This is a genomic window from Pseudomonas moorei (assembly GCF_042846945.1).
GTDB lineage: Bacteria > Pseudomonadota > Gammaproteobacteria > Pseudomonadales > Pseudomonadaceae > Aquipseudomonas > Aquipseudomonas moorei.
In genome coordinates, this window is record NZ_AP035776.1 from 5,323,823 (window position 1) to 5,346,332 (window position 22,510).

Annotated in this window: 18 protein-coding genes; 6 read left to right on the forward strand and 12 right to left on the reverse strand. The window is 61.6% G+C overall.

Annotated features, from left to right (window positions below; all coding sequences use genetic code 11):
* Positions 1-27: 27 nt before the first annotated feature.
* The 7 genes from ACGJAX_RS24865 to ACGJAX_RS24895 form a co-directional block, all read right to left on the reverse strand.
* Positions 28-696 carry an HAD-IA family hydrolase gene (locus ACGJAX_RS24865; protein ID WP_390956521.1) on the reverse strand — a complete coding sequence of 223 codons (669 nt, stop codon included), beginning with the start codon at positions 694-696 and terminating at the stop codon, positions 28-30.
* Between the two features lie 53 nt (positions 697-749).
* Complete coding sequence (locus tag ACGJAX_RS24870) at positions 750-1,160, reverse strand: response regulator (RefSeq protein ID WP_247257266.1); 411 nt, start codon at positions 1,158-1,160, stop codon at positions 750-752.
* Positions 1,161-1,273: 113 nt separating this feature from the next.
* Positions 1,274-2,881 carry a GMC family oxidoreductase N-terminal domain-containing protein gene (locus tag ACGJAX_RS24875; RefSeq protein ID WP_390956522.1) on the reverse strand — a complete coding sequence of 536 codons (1,608 nt, stop codon included), beginning with the start codon at positions 2,879-2,881 and terminating at the stop codon, positions 1,274-1,276.
* A gap of 163 nt (positions 2,882-3,044) precedes the next feature.
* Positions 3,045-4,262, reverse strand: coding sequence for an enolase C-terminal domain-like protein (locus ACGJAX_RS24880; protein WP_390956523.1), 1,218 nt, complete (start codon positions 4,260-4,262; stop codon positions 3,045-3,047).
* A gap of 1 nt (position 4,263) precedes the next feature.
* The gene (locus ACGJAX_RS24885) at positions 4,264-5,580 is read right to left on the reverse strand and encodes a nitrate/nitrite transporter (protein ID WP_247257263.1); all 1,317 of its coding nucleotides are present in this window, start codon (positions 5,578-5,580) and stop codon (positions 4,264-4,266) included.
* 84 nt (positions 5,581-5,664) lie between these two features.
* A complete protein-coding gene (aldA, locus tag ACGJAX_RS24890) occupies positions 5,665-7,089 on the reverse strand; it encodes an aldehyde dehydrogenase (protein WP_390956524.1) in 1,425 nt (474 codons plus the stop codon).
* A 245-nt stretch (positions 7,090-7,334) separates the two neighbouring features.
* Positions 7,335-8,267, reverse strand: a complete 933-nt coding sequence (locus ACGJAX_RS24895; protein ID WP_090323344.1) for a LysR substrate-binding domain-containing protein — start codon at positions 8,265-8,267, stop codon at positions 7,335-7,337.
* A gap of 552 nt (positions 8,268-8,819) precedes the next feature.
* Between ACGJAX_RS24895 and ACGJAX_RS24900 the strand changes: the two genes are divergently transcribed.
* From ACGJAX_RS24900 to ACGJAX_RS24920, 5 genes are all read left to right on the forward strand, one after another.
* Positions 8,820-10,454 carry an ABC transporter substrate-binding protein gene (locus ACGJAX_RS24900; protein WP_090323346.1) on the forward strand — a complete coding sequence of 545 codons (1,635 nt, stop codon included), beginning with the start codon at positions 8,820-8,822 and terminating at the stop codon, positions 10,452-10,454.
* A 76-nt stretch (positions 10,455-10,530) separates the two neighbouring features.
* Positions 10,531-11,484: an ABC transporter permease gene (locus ACGJAX_RS24905; RefSeq protein WP_090323348.1), complete on the forward strand. Its 954-nt coding sequence runs from the start codon at positions 10,531-10,533 to the stop codon at positions 11,482-11,484.
* Entirely contained in the window at positions 11,481-12,317 is an 837-nt protein-coding gene (locus ACGJAX_RS24910) for an ABC transporter permease (RefSeq protein ID WP_247257260.1), read from the forward strand. Before ACGJAX_RS24905 ends, ACGJAX_RS24910 begins: the two co-directional genes overlap by 4 nt.
* 2 nt (positions 12,318-12,319) lie before the next feature.
* Positions 12,320-13,969 (forward strand): dipeptide ABC transporter ATP-binding protein, encoded by a 1,650-nt coding sequence (locus tag ACGJAX_RS24915; protein ID WP_390956525.1) that lies wholly within the window; start codon positions 12,320-12,322, stop codon positions 13,967-13,969.
* A 95-nt stretch (positions 13,970-14,064) separates the two neighbouring features.
* Positions 14,065-15,246: a hypothetical protein gene (locus tag ACGJAX_RS24920; RefSeq protein ID WP_390956526.1), complete on the forward strand. Its 1,182-nt coding sequence runs from the start codon at positions 14,065-14,067 to the stop codon at positions 15,244-15,246.
* Between the two features lie 354 nt (positions 15,247-15,600).
* Here ACGJAX_RS24920 and ACGJAX_RS24925 read toward each other — a convergent pair whose 3' ends face one another.
* Genes ACGJAX_RS24925 through ACGJAX_RS24945 form a run of 5 tightly spaced genes read right to left on the reverse strand, consistent with a single transcriptional unit; the run spans position 15,601 to position 21,455 of the window.
* Positions 15,601-16,785, reverse strand: a complete 1,185-nt coding sequence (locus tag ACGJAX_RS24925; RefSeq protein WP_390956527.1) for an acetyl-CoA C-acyltransferase — start codon at positions 16,783-16,785, stop codon at positions 15,601-15,603.
* A complete protein-coding gene (locus tag ACGJAX_RS24930) occupies positions 16,782-17,246 on the reverse strand; it encodes a thioesterase family protein (protein WP_390956528.1) in 465 nt (154 codons plus the stop codon). Before ACGJAX_RS24930 ends, ACGJAX_RS24925 begins: the two co-directional genes overlap by 4 nt.
* Entirely contained in the window at positions 17,246-18,409 is a 1,164-nt protein-coding gene (locus tag ACGJAX_RS24935) for an iron-containing alcohol dehydrogenase (protein WP_390956529.1), read from the reverse strand. Before ACGJAX_RS24935 ends, ACGJAX_RS24930 begins: the two co-directional genes overlap by 1 nt.
* Positions 18,410-18,444: 35 nt before the next feature.
* Complete coding sequence (locus ACGJAX_RS24940) at positions 18,445-20,220, reverse strand: acyl-CoA dehydrogenase C-terminal domain-containing protein (RefSeq protein WP_390956530.1); 1,776 nt, start codon at positions 20,218-20,220, stop codon at positions 18,445-18,447.
* A complete protein-coding gene (locus ACGJAX_RS24945) occupies positions 20,217-21,455 on the reverse strand; it encodes a 3-hydroxyacyl-CoA dehydrogenase NAD-binding domain-containing protein (RefSeq protein WP_390956531.1) in 1,239 nt (412 codons plus the stop codon). Before ACGJAX_RS24945 ends, ACGJAX_RS24940 begins: the two co-directional genes overlap by 4 nt.
* Before the next feature lie 80 nt (positions 21,456-21,535).
* Between ACGJAX_RS24945 and ACGJAX_RS24950 the strand changes: the two genes are divergently transcribed.
* Positions 21,536-22,453: a LysR substrate-binding domain-containing protein gene (locus tag ACGJAX_RS24950; protein WP_390956532.1), complete on the forward strand. Its 918-nt coding sequence runs from the start codon at positions 21,536-21,538 to the stop codon at positions 22,451-22,453.
* The last annotated feature ends 57 nt before the right edge of the window (positions 22,454-22,510 follow it).

Sequence of the window (22,510 nt, forward strand, 5' to 3'; positions counted from 1 at the left end):
TCCGACAAGCCAGCGCCTGCAACCCCGTCAGCGTGTGCGCAGGCGAATCAGACTGGCGGCATCCACAGAAACGGCCACCACGTCATAACCGGCCAAGGTCGGGTGCTGGGTGTCGATCGGTTGTTCATGGGTGGCCGTGATGATCAGCAAATCCGCCCCTGCCGCTTCGGCGGCGAGAATCCCCACCGTGGCATCTTCGAACACCAGGCACTCGGTGATCTCGACCCCCAACCGCCGGGCCGCCAAGCGATAACCCGCCGGATCAGGTTTGCCGGCGCTGACGTCCTCGGCCGTGACCATCACCTGTGGCTCGGGGATCCCGGCTGCGGCCATTCGGCGCAAGGCCAGCGCCCTCGGCGCGGACGTGACAATGGCCCATTGCTGCGCCGGCAAAGACTGGAGAAACACCGCCGCGCCGATCACCTCTTCCACCCCGTCGACATCCTCGAGTTCCGCCTGGGTGATCCACGCCGCTTCGGCTTCGGCATCGACGCCGGGTAATGCCAGGCGCTTGATCGTGTCGATGGCGCGGGCACCGTGGATGGTGGGCAGGAAGGTCTCGACATCGACACCGTGACGCTCGGCCCAGGTCGCCCAGACGCGCTCGGCGGCCGCAATGGAAGTCAGCACGGTGCCGTCCATATCGAACAGAAAGGCGCGGTACGGGTTATGGAAAACAGAGGATTGAGCGGACAAGGCGGTCCTTCCTGTCTAAAGGATCTGGCGGGTGTGACGGCCAATGTACAGGATCAATGCAACGGAGGATTACCCTGCAATGCGTTTTGTACGCAGTCCAGCAACTGTCCCAGCGCCCAGGGTTTCTTGATGAACGAAACCGCATGCCGCACGCCCGAGCTTTCGGGGGTTTCATAGCCGGACATGATCATGATCGGTTTGCCCGGCCAGCGATCGCCGAACAGGTTGGCCAGGTCCGCGCCATTGAGCTTGCCTGGCATGGTGATATCCGTCAGCAGCATCCGCACATTCTGCGCATGCTGTTCCAGGTACCGGGATGCAGCGTCCGCACTGGTCTGCGGCTGCACCACAAAGCCTTCGTCCTGCAGGACTTCACAGAGAAATTCCAGAATCAGCGGGTCATCCTCAACCACCAGGATCACCCCGCCAGGAAGGTATTCGCCCGCTGTCGGTACTCGACTCATGACCGTGCCGCTCCCTGATTGTCTCAATGAATGTGCGGGCTCAATTCCGCTGCCTACAGGTAGGAGCAGCGGAAACGGCGGAAATTCATTTTTGATACAGGTAAAGGCTAAAGTCAGGCGTCCTGCAGGATCAGATCAGCGCCCTTCTCCGCCACCATCAGCACGGCGGCATGGGTGTTGCCGGAGGTCACGTTGGGGAAAATCGACGCATCGACGATCCGCAGGCCATCGAGGCCATGCACCTTCAGGCGCTTGTCCACCACCGACGTCTGAGTGTCCGCCCCCATGGCGCAGGAACCGCACAGGTGATAAATCGAGCCGCTGTTGTCGCGGAAGTACTGCAGCATCTGCTCGTCGGTTTCAACCGCCGGGCCTGGCAACACTTCTTCGACCGTGATGCCCTTGAGGGCTGGTGCCTGCATGATCTTGCGCATCAGCCGACTGCCCTGGATCACCTCGTCGATGTCCTTTTGCGTGCTCAGGTAGTTGGGGTCGATCAACGCCGCATCCCGAGGGTTTTTCGAGGCAATCTCGATGTGCCCGCGACTGGTTGGCCGGCACGGATTGAAGCACAACAGGAAGCCGGAATACGGCTCGGGCTTGAGGCTGGCCTTGTTGTTTTTCGGGATCTGGTACGACAGCGGGTTGAAGTACAACTGCAGGTTGGGATTGGTCTGCTGCTCATCGCCACGGAAGAAACCGCCGGCCTGATTGACGCTCATCGCCAGGGCGCCCTTGCGGGTGAACAGGTATTGCAGACCGAGCTTGAACTGGCCGAACAGCGAACTGAGCTCATCGTTGAGCGTCGGGATATTGGCCTTGTAGTAATAGCTGGCGCACAGGTGGTCTTGCAGGTTCTGCCCGACCGCCGGCAGATGCTTGACCAAGGGGATGTTGTGCCTGGCCAGCAGCGCCTGATCGGCCACACCGGACAATTGCAGAATCTTCGGTGTGTCCACGGCGCCGGCGCAGAGGATCACTTCCTTGTTGGCGGTAAAGGTCCGGGGCACGCCGTGCTGGGTGATGGAAACTCCCGTCGCACGGCCGTTCTCGAACAACACCCGATCCACCAGCGCGTAATGCTCGATGGTCAGGTTCGGCCGGCTCAATGCCGGATGCAGATGCGCAAAGCTGCTGGAGCAACGCTGGCCGTCGCGGGTGTTGACGTCATAGATCCCCGCGCCTTCGAACTTCGGCCCGTTGAAATCGTCGCTGTGCGGGTAACCCAGCTCCTTGCAACCCTTGAGGAACACGTCGCAGATCGGGTGGGTCTGGCCCTTCATCGGGGTGATGCTGATCGGGCCGCTGCCGCCGTGGTACTCGCTGTCGCCCAGCGGGTGGTTCTCCAGTTTGCGGAAATACGGCAGCACGTCCTTGAAGCCCCAGCCGTCGTTACCGTTGGCCGCCCAATCGTCGAAATCGTGGGCCTGACCACGCACGTAGATCATCGCGTTGATCGAGCCCGAACCACCCTGCACTTTGCCGCGCGGGGCGTAGATTTCGCGGTTACCCAACTGTTTTTGCGGCTTGCTGTAGTACATCCAGTTGAAGGTCGGGTTGTAATACATTTTGGCGAAGCCGACCGGGATCTTGAACCACAGGGAACTGTCCTTTCCGCCCGCTTCCAGCAGCAGCACCGTGTGTTTCCCGGAGGCCGAGAGGCGATTGGCCAACACGCAGCCTGCGGCACCAGCGCCAGCGATGATGTAGTCGTATGTCATGCACGGTTACCGCGTAAGTCGTTATACAAAATTGGGATGGACGATGCGATCCCCCTGTGGGAGCCAGCCTGCTGGCGATGGAGATCTGACATTCAACATCGATGTCGACTGATCCACCGCTATCGCCAGCAGGCTGGCTCCCACAGGAACCGCATCAGGCCCGTCAGCCCTTGGCCGGCGATGTGTCCTTGACGTCAGCCGGGGTCGGCGCCATCTGCAGGTGCAGGCGCTCGCCGGTGTACGGCGAATGCTTGCGCACCACATCCATGTTCAGCTCCACGCCAAGGCCCGGCTCGGTGGACGGGATGATGTAGCCATCCTCCCACTGCAACGGTTTGGTCAGGACTTCGGCATGGAAGCCGCCCCAGGTCATGATGCTTTCCTGAATCAGGAAGTTCGGCGTGCAGGTCGCCAGCTGGAAACTCGCGGCGGCGCCAATCGGCCCGTTGTAGAGATGCGGGGCGATCTGTGCGTAATAGGCCTCGGCCATGCTGGCGATCTTCTTCGCTTCCAGCAGACCGCCGCAGCGAGCGACGTTCATCTGCAGGATCGACGCACCGCCCGCCTGCAGCAGCTTGAAGAATTCGTACTTGGTGGTCAGGCGCTCACCGGTGGCAATCGGGATGCTGGTCTTGGCCGCGACTTGCGCCATGGCCTCTTCCTGGCCCGGCGGCACGGGTTCTTCGAACCACAGCGGGTCGTACTTCTCCAGGCGCTTGGCCAAGCGGATCGCCGAGGACGGCACCATTTGCCCGTGGGTGCCGAACAGCAGGTCGCACTTGTCACCCACCGCTTCGCGGATCTTGCGGCAGAAGGTTTCGCAGCGCTCCAGCACTTCCAGGGAAATCTGATGCCCGGAGTACGCGGTGTACGGCCCGGCCGGGTCGAATTTCAAGGCGGTGAAGCCTTGGTTCATGTTCTCGATGGCGCACTCGGCGGCCAGGTCCGGGTCGTCGTAGTCGTATTCGCCCTGGCTGTTGACCGGGTACAGATAGGTGTAGGACCGCAGGCGTTCGTGAACCTTGCCGCCGAGCAACTCGTACACCGGCTTGTTCGCCGCTTTGCCGATGATGTCCCAGCAGGCCATCTCCAGACCGCTGACCACGCCCATCATGGTCAGGTCCGGACGCTGGGTGAAACCGCTGGAGTACGCCTGGCGGAAGAAGCGCTCGATGTGGTGCGGGTCCTGGTTGAGCAGGTAGCGTTCGAACACGTCTTCGATGATGGGCAGCATGGCCTTGGGGCCGAAGGTCGCGGCGTAGATTTCACCCACGCCTTCGATGCCGCAGTCGGTCTTGATCTTGACGAACAGCCAGTACATGCCGCCAACGTGCGGTGGTGGTACGGCAACAATGTGGGTTTCAAGGGCGACGATTTTCATCTCAGGCACCTGTTTTCAAAGATTGACGATGGATACGTGCACGCAGGGTCAGGGCCGCCAGGGTCCCGAGCAGGCCGACGAACGCGATGTAGCCGAAATACAGCTTGTAACCAAAGGCACCGGGGAAATGTTCGGTGAGGTATCCATTGATCAACGGAATGAAGGCATCCGGCAGGTAACCCACCACCGAGACAATGCCGATGGCCAGGCCGGTGATGCGCAGCGGAATGTTGCAGGTGTCGAGGATCGCCCAGTACAGGCCGCGAATGGCGTAGGTCATCAGGCCGATGAAGATCACCGTGCCGATCAGCAGGCCCATGCTGTTGAGCGCCGGGAACACGATCAGGCCGACCATCGCCAGCGTGGCCAGCAACAGCGCCACGACCAGCACCGAAATGTTCGAGAACTTGTCACCCAGCCAGCCCCCGCCGATGCCGCCGATGGGACGCATCCACAGCTTGATGGTGGTGATGGTGCCGGCCATGACCGCGGTCATGCCGCCGCCCTGCAGGTAGTCGGAGAAGCTGTAGGTGGCCCAGAAGATGTGATAACCGCAGAACACGATGGCGGTGACCAGCCACAGCTCGGGGATTTTCACCAGCGTGGCCAGGTCGCTGAGCAGGTTGAACTTGCCCTTCTCCACCGCCGCGGTGTCCTCCATCGACTTCGGGTCCTTGATCAGCACCAGCACACAGCCGATGGCGATACAGGTGAAGGCATAGAGGTAGACCACGTGCTTGAAGCCTTCGGCTGCCGACTCGCCACGGGTTTCGGTGGCAAAGGCGAACAAGCCCAGGGCAACGGTTGCCAGCAAGGCTTCCACCAACCCGCGACCGCCATCGAGGATGCCGAAGAAACGGCCCTGCTCGGAGTGATGGGCAATCATCTTCACCCGCTTGAGCACCGAGGCCCAGAAGGTCAGGCCGGTGGTCAGGCCCCAGCAACCGAAGATGATCATCAGGCCGGTCATCGAAGGCGCCGTGGAGTACCACAGGCCCAAGGCTCCGGTGGCGACCAGCGAGAAGAAAATCAGGAAGCGCGGCGCAACACGGTCGGCCAGCCAGCCACTGGGCAAGTAGCTGAGCAGGAAGATCGTGCCGAGCATCGAGTACAGGTAACCCAGCTCGCTGTGGTTGATGTGGAACACGTCGAGCATGGTGGTCTGGTAGACCTGGCGCAGGTACAGGATCGGGTAGATCGCCCCGGCGGCCAGTACCAGCAGCATCAGTTGGAAATAGCGACTTCCCTTGTCACTGTGGCTTTTTGAACCCGCGTTCGAACCCTGAACAGCGGCAGCAGTAGGTGCATGCTTGGACATCGAGTAAACCTCGGGCGCCCGGTGGGTCCGGGCGTCCCTGTTAATTGTTTTTATAGAGACAGCGTGAGGCGTGTTACGGGTGAATCAGTACTTCATTACCACCAGACGGGTCTGGGTGAATTCGAGCATGCCGTGCTTGCCGTCATCACCGCCCAGGCCGGAACGTTTCCAGCCGGCATGGAAGCCCTGGTACGGATCGGCCGGGGTGCGGTTGACGTACAGCTCGCCCGCCTCGATGGCGTTGGCGACTTTCATGGTGGTGCGGTAGTTCTCGGTATAAAGCACCGAGGCCAGGCCAAACTGGTGGTCGTTGGCCATGGCCAGGGCTTCGTCGATGTCGCGGTACTTGAGCACCGGCAGTACCGGGCCGAAGATTTCTTCCTGGATGATTTCCATGTCCTGGCGGCAGTGGCTGAGCAGGGTCGGCGGGTAGAAATGGCCCTTGCCTTCAGGCAGTACGCCACCGGTTTCCAGTACCGCACCGTCGGCAATGGCGCGCTGGACCATGGCATGAATGTTCTGTTGCGAACTGGCGTTGACCAGTGGCCCCATGAAACCTGGCTCCTTGGCCCGGTCGCCGAATGCCACGGCACTGATTTTCGCCTTGAGCAGGGCGAGGAATTGGTCGTGGACGCTTTCCTGCACATAGACCCGCTCTACCGCCGTGCACAACTGGCCGCAGTGGGTGGTCTTGGAGGCGACGATCGCCGTGGCGGCCGCTTCGAGGTCGGCGTCGGCTTCGATGATGGCCGGGGTCTTGCCGCCCAGTTCCAGGGACGGCTTGGCGATATTGGCCTTGCAGTAGTCGAGCACGATGCGACCGGCGTTGACGCTGCCGGTCAAGGTGATCAGCCCCACGGCCTTATGGGTGCAAACCACGGCGGCAGTGGCGTGATCCATGGTCAGGATGTTGACCACTCCGGCCGGCAAACCGGATTGCTGCACCGCCCTGGCGATTTCGAAGGCCGAGATCGGTGTGTTGTTGCTCGGGCGCACGACCACGGTGTTGCCGGCAATCAGCGCCGGGGCGATTTTGCGCAGCAGGGTGTAGACCGGGTAGTTGAACGGAATCAGGCACGCGACCACGCCAATCGGTTCGCGGTGCAGGAACAGGTTTTCGTCGGGGGTGTCGCTGGGAATGATCTCGCCTTCGATGCGGCGCGCCCATTCGGCGTGATAGCGGGTGATCTGTGCCGCGTAGCGCGCTTCGTTGCTGGCATCGGCCAGGCTCTTGCCGGACTCGGCGGCCAGGGCTTCGCCGATGCTTTCGGCGCGGGTTTCAAGGGCGTCGGCAAAGGAGCGCAGGTGTTCGGCGCGTTCGATGCTGGTCAGTTGGCCCCAGCTTTTCTGCGCGGCGGCCGCCGCTTCAACGGCAAATGTGGCTTCATCGGCGGTGGCCGCCGAGACCTGACCGACCTGTTCTTCGGTCGCCGGGTCGTAGACCGCGATCAGCGCAGTGCTGGCCGGCTCAATGAATTGACCATTAACAAAGTTTCGCTCGAGTCGCATGTGAATCGCCCATCGTTGTTTTTATCCAGTTCGAGCAGTTTTGGCATACGGCTCGCGTTGAACAAACGATTTATTGAGCGGTGTAACATTCTAAAAATGCAGGTTACTCCACAAACGATGGAGATCCCTTGTAGGAGCGAGCCTGCTCGCGATGAACGTGCAGGCAACGGATTTTTTCAGGCAGCCTGCGTCATCGTTCAGGTCCATCGCGAGCAGGCTCGCTCCCACAAGGGATTGGTGGCGTTTCAAATGGCGGCGGTTGAGGGCTCCAACTGCCGCTGCGCCAACCAGATTTCCTCCTGCAACCACTGGCTGAACGCCTGCAATTGCGGCATCTGTGTCTGCTCCGGCCGGGTCACCAGCCAATAGGACTGGTGCCCGTCGACATGCACGTTGAGCACCTGGGTCAACTGCCCGGCCGCCAGTTCCGAAGCCACCATGTGCCAGTCGGCAATGGTGATGCCCAGGCCATCGACGGCCGCGCGGATTGCCAGGTCGAGCAAATCGAATTCATAACCGCCCTGGGTGTCGACGCCGGTGATGCGGGCGGCGTCCAGCCAGTGCTTCCAGGTCAGGTAGCGCTGGTCCTCCCGGGCCAGTACGTGCAGCAGCGTCAGGCGGTTGAGGTCGATGCCCTGCTCGGTCCACTCCCGCGCATACAGCGATGGCGTGCACACCGCGATGTGGCGCTCCTGGAACAGCAGCGAACTGTCCAGGCCATCCCACTCGCCATCGCCAAAACGGATCGCGCAATCCAGGGTGCTGGTTTCCGCCAGGCTGTCCTGCAACCGCGTGGTGATGCTCAATTCCAGGTCCGGGTGCTGCTCGCGCAGCCTGCCCAGGCGCGGCATCAGCCAGCGATGGGTGAAGGTCGGCGGCGCATTGATGTGCAGGCGATTGGCATGGGTTTTCTGCTGGATGCTGCGCACCGTCAACTCGATCTTGTCGAAGGACTGATGCAATGCCCGCAGCAGAATCCGCCCGGCGCTGGTCAATTCGAGGTGATGGTGACGACGTTCCAGCAGGTGCTCGCCCAACTGTTCTTCGAGCTGACGCACCTGCCGGCTGACCGCGCTCTGGGTGACATTGAGCAACTCGGCGGCCCGGGTGAAGCTGCCCGTGCTACCGGCCACTTCGAAGGCTTTGAGGGCATTCAGGCCGGGCATTTTGCGTTTCATGAAAAAGGCACTCGTGGAAGGCTGACCAGGGGCAAAGCATCCCATGCCTTGGAGAAAATTTCCCGAGCAACATGCGTTTTTGTGTTGTGTCGGACAATTTCCACATCCCGCAGATGGCTTGTCTGTGGAAGCGAGCCTGCTCGCGAAAGCGGAGTATCTGACACATAAAAGTCGATTGGCACAGCGCCATCGCGAGCAAACTCACTCCCACAGGGGTTGTCTTTCACCCGTCTATTTCAGGCGCTGACCTAGCGTTGCGCCAGTAACATGCGTTTATCGAACGTTTGCTCGCTGAATTAATCGTTTGTCGATCTTTTCCCCGGTGACAAAACTGATGGCATCTCTAATAAAAACAACATGAGAGCTGCCCCAATGCCTTACCTCACCTGCTCCCTCCTCCCGCTTGTTCCGCCGGCTTCACGCCCGCCTCGCCTGCGCCTGCCCGGTGCCCGGCGCTGACTCTTTCGCTGACTTGATCCCCCGAGTTCCAGACTGCCTGCCATCGCTGCGGCCAGTCGAAAAACGCACTTTGCTACGTATCGGAGAGGCTTTATGAACGAGCTCAAGACACTGGACGGCGCCGCGCCGCACCCAGCCGTGGAAGACCTGTGCTCACAGGTAACGAATGGCCAGATCAACCGTCGACAATTCCTGCGCACCGCCGTCCTGCTGGGCGTCACCGTCGCCAGCGCCAGCACCTTCGTCGGTTCGGCATTACTGAGCGACCCGGCGTTCGCCGCCGAGCAACAGCCGCCGCGTCAAGGTGGCAGCCTGCGCTTTGCCTGCGCCATCCAGGAAATCCAGGACCCGATGCTGATCACCTGGATCGAAGCCTCGAACCTGCTGCGCAATTCCCTGGAGTTCCTGACCTGGGTCGACGCCGACAACATCACCCATCCGTATCTGGCCGAGAGCTGGAGCCCGTCCGAAGACCTCAAGGTCTGGACCTTCAACCTGCGCCAGGGCGTCAAGTGGAGCAACGGCGACGAGTTCACCAGCGACGATGTCGAACACAATATCCATCGCTGGATCGCCGCCGACTCAAAGTCGGTCAACCGCACGGCCTTCCAGGACATCGATTCCTTCGAGAAAACCGGTCCGTACCAGTTCCGCCTGGTGCTCAAGCGCCCGATCCTGGCCATCCCGGAAATGCTCAGCGCCTTCACCTGTACCCTCGTGCACCGCAGCTTCAAGGCCGGTGACGACTGGACGAAAAACCCGATCGGCACCGGCCCGTTCAAACTGGTGTCGTTTGCTGTCAACAAACAGGCGACCTTCGCCAAACGGGCAGACTACTGGCGTAAACCGGCCAACCTCGACGAGCTGCGTTACGTCGACATGGGCACCGACATTTCGACCCATCTGGCGGCCTTGCAGGCCGGTCAGGTCGATGTGCTGTATCGGGTCACAGTGGCCGAGCTGGACCTGGCCAAGCGCTTGCCGGGCGCGCAGTTGCTCAGCTGCAAGTCGGCGCAAACCGTGGTCATGCGCATGGCTTGCGACCAGAAGCCGTTCACCGATGTGCGCATCCGCAAAGCCGTGGCGCTGTGCGCCGACAACGCGCAGATGCTGAAAATCGCCTATCGCGGCATGGGCACCCTTGGCGAAAACCACCATGTCGCGCCGTCACACCCGGAATACGCGCCGCTGCCCAAACGCGAGCGGGACGTGGCCGGGGCGAAAAAGCTGCTGGCCGACGCCGGTTACCCCAATGGCATCGACATCGACCTGATCGTCGGCAACACCCAGGGCCGCTACGAACAGGACTGCGCGCAGATCCTGCAACAGAACTGCCTGGAAGCAGGAATCCGCATCAACCTGAAAGTGATCCCGGCCACCCAGTACTGGCCGATCTGGGACAAGGCGGCGTTCAGTCTGACCTATTGGGCACACCGTCCGCTGGGTGTGATGTCCCTGGAACTGGCCTACCGCAGCGGCGCCGCCTGGAACGAAAGCCATTACAGCGACCCGGCGTTCGACGCCGCGCTGGACAAGGCCATGGGCATCATCGATCCGAAGCAACGCGCCCTCGCCATGCAGGACGTCGAACGCATCCTCCAGGAAGCCAGCGTGATGGTGCAGCCGTTCTGGGCCGACAAGTTCACCGCCACCAGCAAGAAGGTCCAGGGGTTCAAGGTTCACCCTTCGGACTTCTACCCAATGGATGAAGTCTGGTTGAGCGCCTGACGCGCAGCCCCCTACGCGCTCGCCCACCCCAGGGTGCGGCGGGCCGGCATCCCTTGATTAGCTGGAGCCTGCAAGCATGGCTGAATTTCTGTTACGCAAATTACTGGCGTTGATCGCGACCCTTTTGTCGGTGTCGCTGATCGTGTTCGTCGCCCTAGAGTTGAACATCGAGGACGTGGCGATCAACGTCCTCGGCCCCTACTCCGCCGCCGACCAACGCGCCGCGTGGCTGGTGGAACATGGCTACAACCAGCCCTTCCTGTGGCGCTACCTGGTGTGGCTGAAGGATTTTGTCAGTGGCGACTGGGGCACGTCCGTGCACTTTCGCGAGCCGGTGATCAACCTGCTGCTGCCAAACCTGGGGCAGACCCTGACCCTCGCCGGACTGGCGCTGCTGGTGATGGTGCCGGTGGCCTTGACCCTGGGCATTCTGGCCGGCATCCGCCAGGGCTCTTTCGTTGATCGCCTGGTGTCGTTCCTGTCGATCGTCACCACCTCGATTCCGGACTTCGCCAGTGCGGTGTTCGTCTCGGCGATCTTCGTGTTCTGGCTCAATTGGCTGCCGGGCGTGAGCAGCATGAGCGACGGTTTCAACGCCGCCGAACTGGCCCTGCCGCTGATGGTGCTGTGCCTGTTCGGCATCGGTTACCTGGCCCGCATCACCCGCGCGTCGATGGTCGAAGTGATGCAGGCGCCGTACATCCGCACCGCTCGCCTCAAAGGCGCCTCGACCTCGCGCATCGTATTGCGCCACGCCCTGCGCAATGTACTCATCGCGCCGATCACGGTGATCATGCTGTACATCCCGTGGCTGCTGTCGAACGTGATCGTGGTCGAGGTGTTCTTCGCCTACAAGGGCTTCGGTTCGTTGCTGTACACCGCCTCGCTGAACCACGACGTCTACCTGATCGAAGCCTGCGCAATGATCAGTGGCGCGGTGGTTGGCGCGACCAAAATCTTTTCCGACCTGGCCTACACCTGGCTCAACCCGCGCATCACCTTGCGCAGTCTTGGCGGAGGTGGCCAATGAGCTTCCTGCAATCGTTCAAACATCCCCTGGCCCTGCTCGGTCTGCTGCTGGTCGGTGGCTGGGTGCTGATCGCGGCGTTTGCCCCGTGGCTGGCCCCCCATGACCCGCTGGAAAGCTTCAGCCCGCTGCTGACGCCAATGACCGCCGACGGCACGGGGCAAAGCTTCCTGCTGGGCACCGACCTGATAGGCCGGGACATTCTTTCGCGGCTGATCTGGGGCACACGCACCGTGCTGTTCTGGTCGATCCTGGCGACGCTGACGGCCTTCGCCGTGGGCATCGCCATGGGCCTGTGCGCCGGCTACTTCAATGGCAAGGTCGACGGGTTCCTGTCCTACGTCGCCGACACCGTGCTGTCGTTCCCGGTCTTGGTGCTGTACATCGTGATCATCATCGCCCTCGGTGCTTCGGCACTGAACATCCTGATCGCGGTGACCTTCACCAGCGCCCCGGCGATCTTCCGCATCATGCGCGCCCTGACCATCGATATCCGTTCCCGGGACTACGTACTCAGTGCGATCACCCAGGGCGAGGGTTCGCTGCGCATCATGCTGGTGGAAATCCTGCCCAACTGTGGCGGCCCGCTGATCGTCGATTTCTGCCTGCGCATCGGCTACACCGCGATCATGATCGGCGCCCTCGGCTTCCTCGGCCTCGGCCTGCCACCGCCCACCCCGGACTGGGGCGGCATGATCAACGAGGGTCGCAGCATGGCCATCGCGTTCCCGCACCTGGTGATCTTCCCGTGCATTGCCATCTCCACCCTGATGCTGGGCCTGAGCCTGCTGGCGGACGGTCTGGATGAACACGCCCAGAAAGGCACAAGGAGCTGAGCATGAGCCCACATCAAAATCTGCAACAAGTGCTGCGGGTGGAGAACCTCTCCATCGAACTGCCTGCCGGCGCCGACCGCACCCACGCCGTGCAAGGCATCAACCTGGATGTGCGCAAAGGCGAAATCCTCTGCGTGATCGGCGAGTCCGGTTCAGGCAAATCGGTGCTCTCGGCCGCCATCATGGGCGACTACGCCAAGGGCTTGCGGCACAGCGAAGGGGTCATCGATTTTCTCGGCGGCGACATCTGCCGCATGGACGAACACTCCTTGCGCCGGTTGCGCGGCAATCGCATCGCGATGATTTTCCAGGAGCCCATGGCGGCGTTGAACCCGGCCATCCGCATCGGAGAGCAAGTCGAGGAAATCTTCGACATTCATGCACCGCAGATGCCTGCCGCCGAGCGCCGCGAACGCATGCTCGCCCTGCTCGACTCGACGCATTTGCCCGACCCGCCACGGATCGCCAACAGCTTTCCCCACCAGTTGTCCGGCGGCCAATGCCAACGCGTGGTGATTGCCATGGCCCTGGCGATGAGCCCGGACCTGCTGATCGCCGACGAGCCGACCACGGCCCTCGACGTCACCACCCAGGCGCAGGTGCTGAAACTGGTGCGTGAGCTGCGCGGACGCGGTCAGCACGGGATTCTGTTCATCACCCACGACTTTGGCGTGGTCGCGGAAATCGCCGACCGCATCGCGGTGATGGAAGGTGGCCGCCTGGTGGAAATCGGTGAGCGCGATCAGGTGCTCAACGCCCCCGTGCATCCGTACACGCGCAAATTGATCGCCGCCGTCCCGGCGCTGCACCCGGAACTGCACGTGCCCAGCGCCGACGGAGAGCTGGCACTGCGCATCGAACACCTGACCAAGACCTACAACGTCGGCGGTCGATCGGTGGCGGCCCTGCGGGATGTCTCGCTGCAACTGCCACGGGGCAAGACCCTGGCCATCGTCGGCGAGTCCGGTTCGGGCAAGAGCACCCTGGTCAAGGCGGCCATTCGCCTGGTGGACAGCGACAGCGGTCATGTCTGGGTCGGTGACACCGATTTCCTGGCCCTGCGCGGCTCGGCATTGGCCGCCAACCGGCGACGCATCCAGATGATTTTCCAGGACCCTTACGGCTCGCTCAATCCACGCCACCGGGTCGGCGACATCATCGCCCGCGCCGCACAACTGCGCGGCTTGTCGGCCGGGGATGCGTGGGCCGAGGCCGGCGATCTGCTGGAGCAGGTGGGGCTCAAGCGTGACGCCCTCAAACGCAAACCCCGGCAGTTTTCCGGTGGCCAGCGCCAACGCATCGGCATCGCCCGGGCACTGGCCATGCGCCCCGAAGTGCTGATCGCCGATGAAAGCGTCTCGGCGCTGGATGTCTCGGTGCAGAAGCAGGTGCTGGAGTTGCTGGCCGAACTGCAACAGCGACTGAACCTGAGCATTTTGTTCATCACCCACGACCTGCGGGTGGCCGCGCAGATCAGCGATTACATCGCGGTGATGCGCCAGGGTGAAGTCGTCGAGTACGGCACCGCCGAACAGGTGCTGCTGCGACCGCAAAACAGCTACACCCAGACGCTGCTCGCGGCGGCGCCCGGTGCATCGGCGATACCCGACGTGCCGGTGGATGGCCCGGCGTTGAGATTGATCCGGCCTTAGGTCCAGCGAAGCCAAAACCCTTTGCCCCGTGCTGCGGCGCTCGCCGCGGCCGGGGTTGCTGTTGCCCATAAAAATCAGAAATCGGGAGTAAGACCGTGCGCACAATCACCCCACGCGCTATCCGTTCCATTGCTTTAATTCCTGTCCTCGGCGCTTTGGCGGCACCGGCCATGGCCGTGCAAGTCACCGACAACCTCGACCTAGGCGGTGCCGTGCGTGCCCGCTGGGACTATGACCCGGATCGCGACATCCAGAAGTTCGGCCTGGACACGGTGTTCCTCAGCGCCAAGTACAACTCCGACACCTGGATCGGTGAAGCCCAGTACCGCTTCTACGGGCGTTCCTATCCTTACCAGTACACCAAGAACTACGGCGACATCCAATTCGCCAAGTACGCCTGGGCCGGCTACAAGTTCAACCCCGACCAGCAGGTGCAAGTGGGCCTGAACACCGTGCCGTTCGGTTTGCAGCCGTATTTCGGCAGCACCTTCTACGAAACCCTGGGCAACGTCATCGGCCTGGAAGACGTGCAACAGGTCGGCGCCAAGTACATCCAGCAATCGGGAGACTGGAACGTCCAGGCCGGTTACTACCTGCGTCCGGCGTGGCAAGGCAAAGGCACGAGTAATGGGGTCACCTACTCCAGCGTGGTGTCCGAAGCCGACGGTTATGTCGCCGATGGCAGCCACAACCAGGAACGCAACACCGTGGTGCTACGGGTGGCCAAGGCCCTGGACCTGGGGCCATGGAAATCCGAAGTCGGCCTCTCCGGCCTGACCTCGACACTGGAGAACAAGGACACCGACAACAACGGCCGACGCAACGTCGTGGGCGTGCACTACATGGGCAAGAATGGTCCGTGGGGCGTGCAATTGCAGGCGGCGCGCCAGCAGATGTCCCCCCGCAACCCGGGCTCCGATGAACTGGTGACCCTCGGTGGTTACGACGGCACCTACAACGTTGCCAGTCGCGGCAATCTGTATGTGGCCGACGTCAGCTACGACGTGGCCGGCAAGTACCTGTTCGACCAGATCAGCGGCGTCAAGCTCTACGCCAACTACAGCGCCTTCGACAAATCCGCCAGCGACTTCGAGACCTCGCAACGGATGATCCTTGGTACGTCGTTTTCCCTGAACAAACTGTGGATCGCCACCGAATGGCTGTTCGGCAAGAACGATCCATACATTGGCGGCAGCAGCTACACCCAGAGCCTGGGTGCCGGGGGCACGAACCAGTGGGAGAATCAGCTGTACATGAACATCGGGTATTACTTCTGATCCAGGTTCTCGAAACGGTCAGGCGCTTGACCTGCTGGAGCAGGTAACAGCACTAAACATCTCCATGATGTACCGGAGTCAGCAGTTGATCACCCTGCAAGCCAAACTGCTGGCGGACGAGCTGGAATATGTCTTCAACAACCCCCACGCGTCCTGATTCAGCGAAGAATACTGACTTGGCAGACCTGGCGAGCAACGCTCGCCACGCAGCATCGACAACAGAGTGCGAAACCTTTAACCAAGACGGGAAAAGCACACAAAAAAAGTCGATCCAACTGATCGGCTTTTCTGCTGACACTCGGGAGACTTTTCCGAACAATAGCCTACACGCTGGCAGCCACGTTCGGGCTTCAGTCACAAAACCTCAAACAATCCTGCCGCACCCATCCCGCCACCCACGCACATGGTCACCACCACATACTTCACACCGCGACGCTTGCCCTCCAGCAACGCGTGTCCAACCATTCGCGCGCCGCTCATGCCATAGGGATGCCCAATGGAAATAGCGCCGCCATTGACGTTCAGTTTCGCCGGATCGATCCCCAGCTGTTCTGCGCAATACAGCACTTGGCAGGCAAAAGCTTCGTTCAATTCCCACAAGCCGATATCGTCCACCTTCAACCCATGTTGACGGAGCAGCTTGGGCACTGCCAATACGGGGCCGATACCCATCTCTTCCGGCGCCAGTCCGGCGACTGCGATCCCTCGATACAGGCCCAATGGTGCAATGCCTGATCGCGCAGCCACGCCGCCCTCGAGTAAAACGCAGGCACTGGCGCCATCTGACAACTGACTGGCATTGCCGGCCGTGACACTACCGCCCTCCACTATTGGCTTGAGCCCTTGCAAATCGGTGAGTAGGGTGGCCGGCCTGTTGCCTTCATCCTGGGTAAGCGTGACATCCTGATAGCTCACCGCCCCGCTCGCCTTGTCAACGACTCGCTTGCGTGTCGTGACCGGAACAATTTCGTCGGCGAACAAACCGGCTTCCTGCGCCGCCGCCGTGCGTTGCTGAGACTCAAGCGCATAGGCGTCCTGCGCTTCCCTACTGATGCCATACCGGCGCGCAACGCATTCGGCCGTTTGTAGCATCGGCATGTACGCATGCTCGCTCATGCGCAGCACGGTGGCATCGAACGCCTCGCTCGCCATTTGATTGTGAGCATTCTGCACCAGGCTGATCTGCTCTTGCCCGGCACCAACGGTCACCAGCATGCCGTCGACGATGATCTGCTTGGCGGCGATGGCAATGGCCATGAGCCCCGATGCGCACTGGCGGTCGATAGTCTGCCCACTGACCGAAATGGGTAAGCCTGCGGCCAAGGCCGACAAACGCGCCGGGTTGATTGCCGCGGTGCCGCTCTGCATGGCCGTACCCAGCACCAGGTCTTCGATCTGAGCCGGCTCGATGCCGGCACGCTCGACGGCGGCGCGAATGGCAATGGCCGTCATACTGGGCGTCTTGAGGTCATTGAATGCGCCACGCATCGCCTTGGCGATCGGTGTGCGAGCGGTGGAAACAATCACGGCGTCTCTCATGGTTCAAGTTCCTTGTTTGAAGAGGGCAGGCAGTCGCTAACCAGCTCACTCAGGGCCAGGCGCAGCCGTTCGGGAATCGGCGCCGGGCGCCTTTGAAAACGGTCAACAAACACATGCACGAAACGCCCGGTCGCACAGGCCAATGCCTGGCCTTCACGGAATACCGCAAGCTGATAATGCACTGAGCTGTTACCCAGCCTGCTTACCGTCAGCGCCACCTCGATAGGCTCCGGGAACGCAACCGGCGCGTGGTAATCGCAGCCGGAGCTCACTACCAGGCCGATAACCGGACCTGCATGGATATCCAGCCCGCCATGCTTGATCAGGACGCTGTTCACGGCACTGTCGAAGAAACCGTAAAAGACGACATTGTTGACGTGTCCATACACGTCGTTGTCGTGCCAGCGGGTGCTGATCGTTGTGAAGTGCCGATAGCAAGCACGCTGCCTGAGGTCAGTCATCAGTACGCCGCTTCATAGATGGCCAACGCATCGGCTTCGGTGAGTGCGCGCGGGTTGTTCACGAGCAGGCGCTGCTGTTGCATCGCGTCATTGGCCAGTTGGGCCAGACTTTCTCTGGGAACGCCAACAGCACGCAGCGTGATCGGTAGGTCGCAACGAGATCCCAATTGCGCCAACTCAGTGACAAATTGATCGGCGCGAGACGGGTGATCACCTGCCTGCAGCCTTTCTCCCAGCAAAGGCAGAGCGAGTTCCGCGTAGTCCGCCATCGCTACCGGCAGGTTGAAGCGCAGCACATGAGGCAGCACCAGCGAATTCGCCAGCCCATGAGGAATGTGAAAGTGCCCGCCCAGCGGATACGCCAGCGCATGCACCGCCGCCACCGGCGCGTTGGCAAATGCCTGGCCGGCCAGGCAGGCACCCAGCAACATCGCCTGGCGCGCGGCCAGGTTACTGCCGTTGTGCACGGCCTGGTCGAGGTTGCAGGCCAAAAGCCGTAACGCCTCTCGCGCCAAGAAGCTGGACAGCGGATTGCGCTTGAGCTTGCTGGTGTAGGCCTCGATCGCATGCACCATGGCATCAATGCCCGTGGCAGCCGTCACGGCAGGTGGCAAGCCTAACGTACAGACGGCGTCGAGTACGGCGAGATCCGGCAGCAACAACGGCGAGACAACGCCCATCTTGGTGGTTTCACCGGTGGTAACGATCGCGATGGGTGTCACCTCCGAACCGGTCCCGGCAGTCGTCGGCACCTGAATCAGCGGCAAGCGCTGCCCCCTGGCCTTGTCAACGCCATAGCACTCGGTGATCGGCTGAGTGCACTGCGGATGCGCCAGCAGCGCCACCAGTTTGGCGACGTCCATCGAACTGCCGCCACCGAAGCCGACGATCAGGTCGGCATCGACATGCCGGGCCCGTTCAACGGCGGCGAGCACGCAGGCCTCGCTCGGATCCGCCGACACGTCACTGAAGACCGCCACGGCAACTTTTGCGAGGGTGAAACCGGGCAACACATCATCAAGCATGCCCAGGCGAGCAATGCCCGGGTCGGTGACTATCAATACACGGCGCGCGCCGCGTTCCCTGCACAGATTGGCAAGGCGCTGCGCGGCGCCGGTTTCGCAGAGAATCTGTGCCGTAGTGGCAAAGCTGAAAGGCTGCATGTCAGCGACTCCTGATTTTTGTACTACGTCTGCAATCAGCAACTGAAGTCGCTCGCTGGCATCGCCATCAAGCAGTTCGCGCCACCCAACAATGCTTCCCGGTGTGCACTTGCACGGGGTAATACGCGCCGCCAGTAGAAGTCGGCGGTCTGCAGCTTGGCTTGATAAAAGGCGCCTTCACCGGTCCCGTCAGTCAGGGTTTCACCCGCTCGAACCGCTGCCTGCAGCCAGAGCCCGGCCAGCAGGACGTAAGCCGAATACGCGAGGAAATCCACAGAGACCGCGCCGATTTCCTGCGGATCCCGCTGGCAAGCATCGATGATGGTCTTGCCCAATTCTCGCCATTCCTCAAGACGCTGATTGACTGCGCCCGCCATTTCCTGCAGCTGGGGTTGATGACCGGCAGCCTCGACGTGCCGAGCGAGCTCATCGATCAGCGCGTGCATTTCGGCACCGCCATCGCCCATCAGCTTGCGCCGAACCAAGTCCAGCGCCTGGATGCCATTGGTGCCTTCATAGAGCTGGGTGATGCGGCTGTCACGCATCAACTGCTCCATACCCCATTCGCGGATGTAGCCATGCCCGCCATACAGTTGCACGCCCAGGCTGGCGACCTCCTGGCCCACATCGGTGAAGAACCCTTTGACGATCGGGATCAGAAGCGCAGCGCGACGCATGGCTGCACGACGATCATCGGGTTGTGGCGCACCGTGCTCGAGATCGAGTTGCCGTGCGGTGTAAGCGCCCAGCATCCGGCAGCCCTCCGTGAGGGACTTCTGCGTCAGCAGCATGCGGCGCACATCCGGATGAACAATGATCGGGTCGGCGGCCTTGTCCGGCGCCACTGTACCGGTCAGCGAGCGCGACTGCAGGCGTTCACGGGCATAGGTCAGACCGCCCTGGAAAGCGGCTTCAGCGATCCCCAGTCCCTGCAACCCAACCTGGAATCGCGCATCGTTCATCATGGTGAACATACAGGACAGGCCCTGATTCGGCTCTCCGACCAGCCAGCCCTGGGCACCGTCGAAATTCATCACGCAAGTCGATGCGCCCTTGATGCCCATCTTGTGTTCCAGCGCGCCACAGCTCAGCGCATTGCGCCGGCCATCGGTAAGGATTTTCGGTACCAGGAACAGACTGATGCCTTTCACACCCGCCGGGGCATCGGGCAAGCGAGCCAGCACCAGATGAATGATGTTGTCAGTCAGGTCCTGCTCACCACCGCTGATGAAAATCTTGCTGCCGGTGATGAGATAGCTGCCGTCGGCGTGAGGCTGCGCGCGGGTGCGCAGCAACGCCAGGTCCGTGCCGGCCTGCGGCTCGGTGAGGCACATGGTGCCAGTCCATTCGCCACTGACCATCTTGCCCAGCCAGGTTTGCCTGAGCGCTTCGCTGCCATGGCGGTGCACGGCCAGGACCGCTCCTTCGGTCAACCCTGAATAGATTCGAAACGACAATGACGCCGCCATTAACATCTCGTGGACACAGGCCGACGCCATTTGCGGCAAGCCTTGTCCCCCGTAGGCCATCGGGCCCGTCATGCTCGCCCAACCGTTGTCGACGAATTGACGATAGGCCTCGCGAAAGCCATCCGGCGTGCTGACTTCAGTACCGAGCAACTGGCAGCCTTGCTCGTCGCTGTTACGGTTGAGTGGGGCTATCACCTCTGCGGTGAAACGCCCCGCCTCTTCCAGGATGCCGTCAAGGGTATCGCGGTCCAGGTCCAGACCCAGGTGTTGGCAGTGCCCGGTGACATCGAACATTTCATGCAATACGAAGCGCATATCGCGCAGCGGTGCCTGGTAGTTCATACGCGGCCCTCCCCGACATCGGCAAAACGTTTGCCGTTGACCATCAATCGGGTAATCAGCCCGGCGGGCTGCCAATGCTCGCCGAAAAGAACTTGCAGACGTTCCAGTCGAGTCAGCAGGGAATTCATGCCCTGCTCATCCGCCCAGCGCATCGGTCCGCCGGTTTCAATCGGAAAGCCATAACCGTTGAGCCATACCTGATCGATGTCATGGCGGCTGCCCGCAATGCCTTCTTCGAGGATTTTCGCGCCTTCATTGACCAGTGCCAAAAGGCAGCGATCGAGAATTTCTCGTGCATCGATTTCGCGGCGGCGGTAGCCCAGCCCCTGAGACACCTTGAGCACCCATTCGTCCACCAATGGGTCATGCTCGGCCTGGCGACTGCCGGGAGCATAGCGGTAGTACCCGGCACCGGTTTTCTGACCCAGCCGCCCGAGTTCGCACAAGGCGTTGTCGACTTGCACCAAGGGGGCGTCCATGCCCTCACCGGCCAGTTGACGCGCGCGCCACTCCAGATCGATGCCGACCACGTCATACATTCGGAACGGGCCCATGGCGAAACCAAATTGCTGCAGCACCTCGTCCACCTGTTGAGGCAATGCGCCTTCCAGGAGTAATTTTCGCGCCTCGGCCACATAGCTGCGCAGCATGCGATTGCCGATGAAACCGGGGCAATTTCCCGCCACCACGGCTACTTTGCCGGTTCGCTGGGCGAGCCTGAGGGCCGCTTCGAGCACTTGGTCGTCGGTGTCCTGGCCACGAACGATCTCCAACAGTTTCATGATGTGGGCAGGGCTGAAGTAATGCAGACCCAACACCTGCCGTGAACGCCCGGTGACCGCCGCAATCGCGTCGATGTCCAGCGCCGATGTGTTGCTTGCCAGAATCGCCGTGGGCTTGAGGTGCGCGTCCAGCGCGCGGAAGATTTCCTGCTTGAGCTCCAGGCTTTCGTACACGGCTTCGATCACCAGGTCCGCCTCTGCCAGCGCCGCGTAATTTTGTACCGGGCGTACTCGCTCGAGATTGGCGTGCGCCTCGAGCGGCGTGATGCGTTGTTTACCCACCTGCTGCGACCAGGTTTGCTCAATCATGGACAGGCCCGCGTTGAGTGCCTGGGTATTGCTGTCCAGCCACAGCACCGGCAACCCGGCGCTGGCCAGACTGATGACAATGCCCCGGCCCATGGTGCCGGCGCCGACCACGGCGACCTGCTGGATATCGAAAGGGGTGCTCACACGCGGTGCTCCTGCATTGGGAAAAATGAACAGCCGTCACCCTAAGCAGGCTTCAAGTATTTTTGAAATTTCATTTTCATATGCCATATATTCTGTGCATGAATACTTCAAACTTTGATCTGAATCTGCTGCGCGTGTTCGACATGTTGCTGCGTGAGCAGAATGTCTCGCGCGCAGCGCAACGCCTGGCGTTGACCCAACCCACGGTGAGCAACGCCTTGGCGCGCTTGCGCGATATGCTGGGCGACCCCCTGCTTGTGCGCGTAGGTCGGCGCATGTGCCCGACCCCTCGAGCGCTCGCGCTGGAAGGGCCTATTCGCGCCGCCTTGCAACAAATCGAGCAAACACTGTCCACCGGCGATGCGTTCGACCCACAGCACAGCCATCGCCAATTGAGAATTGCCCTGACCGACTTCGTCGAACAACTGTGCATGCCGTCCTTGCTGGCAAGCCTGCAGACGCAGGCGCCGCACCTGCGCATCGATGTCGCCCACCTGAGTGCCAGCTTGCCCGCTGAGGCACTGGACAGAGGCGAACTGGACATGGTGCTGGGCCGTTTCGATCACGTACCGGCACGTTTCACGCGCCAGATCTGGCGCAGCGAAACCCTGCGAGTCGCGGTGTGTCAGGACCATCCGCGACTGAGTGACGGCCTGGACCTGCAGCGTTTCCTGCAGTTGCGCCACGTCTGGGTCCATGGTGGCCAGACCCGAGGCATGGTCGACCAATGGCTGGCGGAGCAGAACCTCGTGCGACAGATCGTCTACACCACGCCCAATTACCTGCAAGCCGCGCACCTGGTGGCTGCGACCGAACTCTGTGTCGTGTTGCCGACGCTACTGGCGCAGCAGTTCGCCCGGCTGCTGCCCCTGAAGCTGTATGAACTGCCGTTCGCGCTGCCGCCCTTCGATCTTGAGCTGGTACGTCTGACCCATCGCCAGCACGACCCGGCGCTGACCTGGTTCGAGGCGCAGGTCCTGGCCATTCAACCGGGGTGAGCCATTACCCAATGCGATGGCTGGCATGCCGCTCTGGTATTGGCTGCGACCCGAACC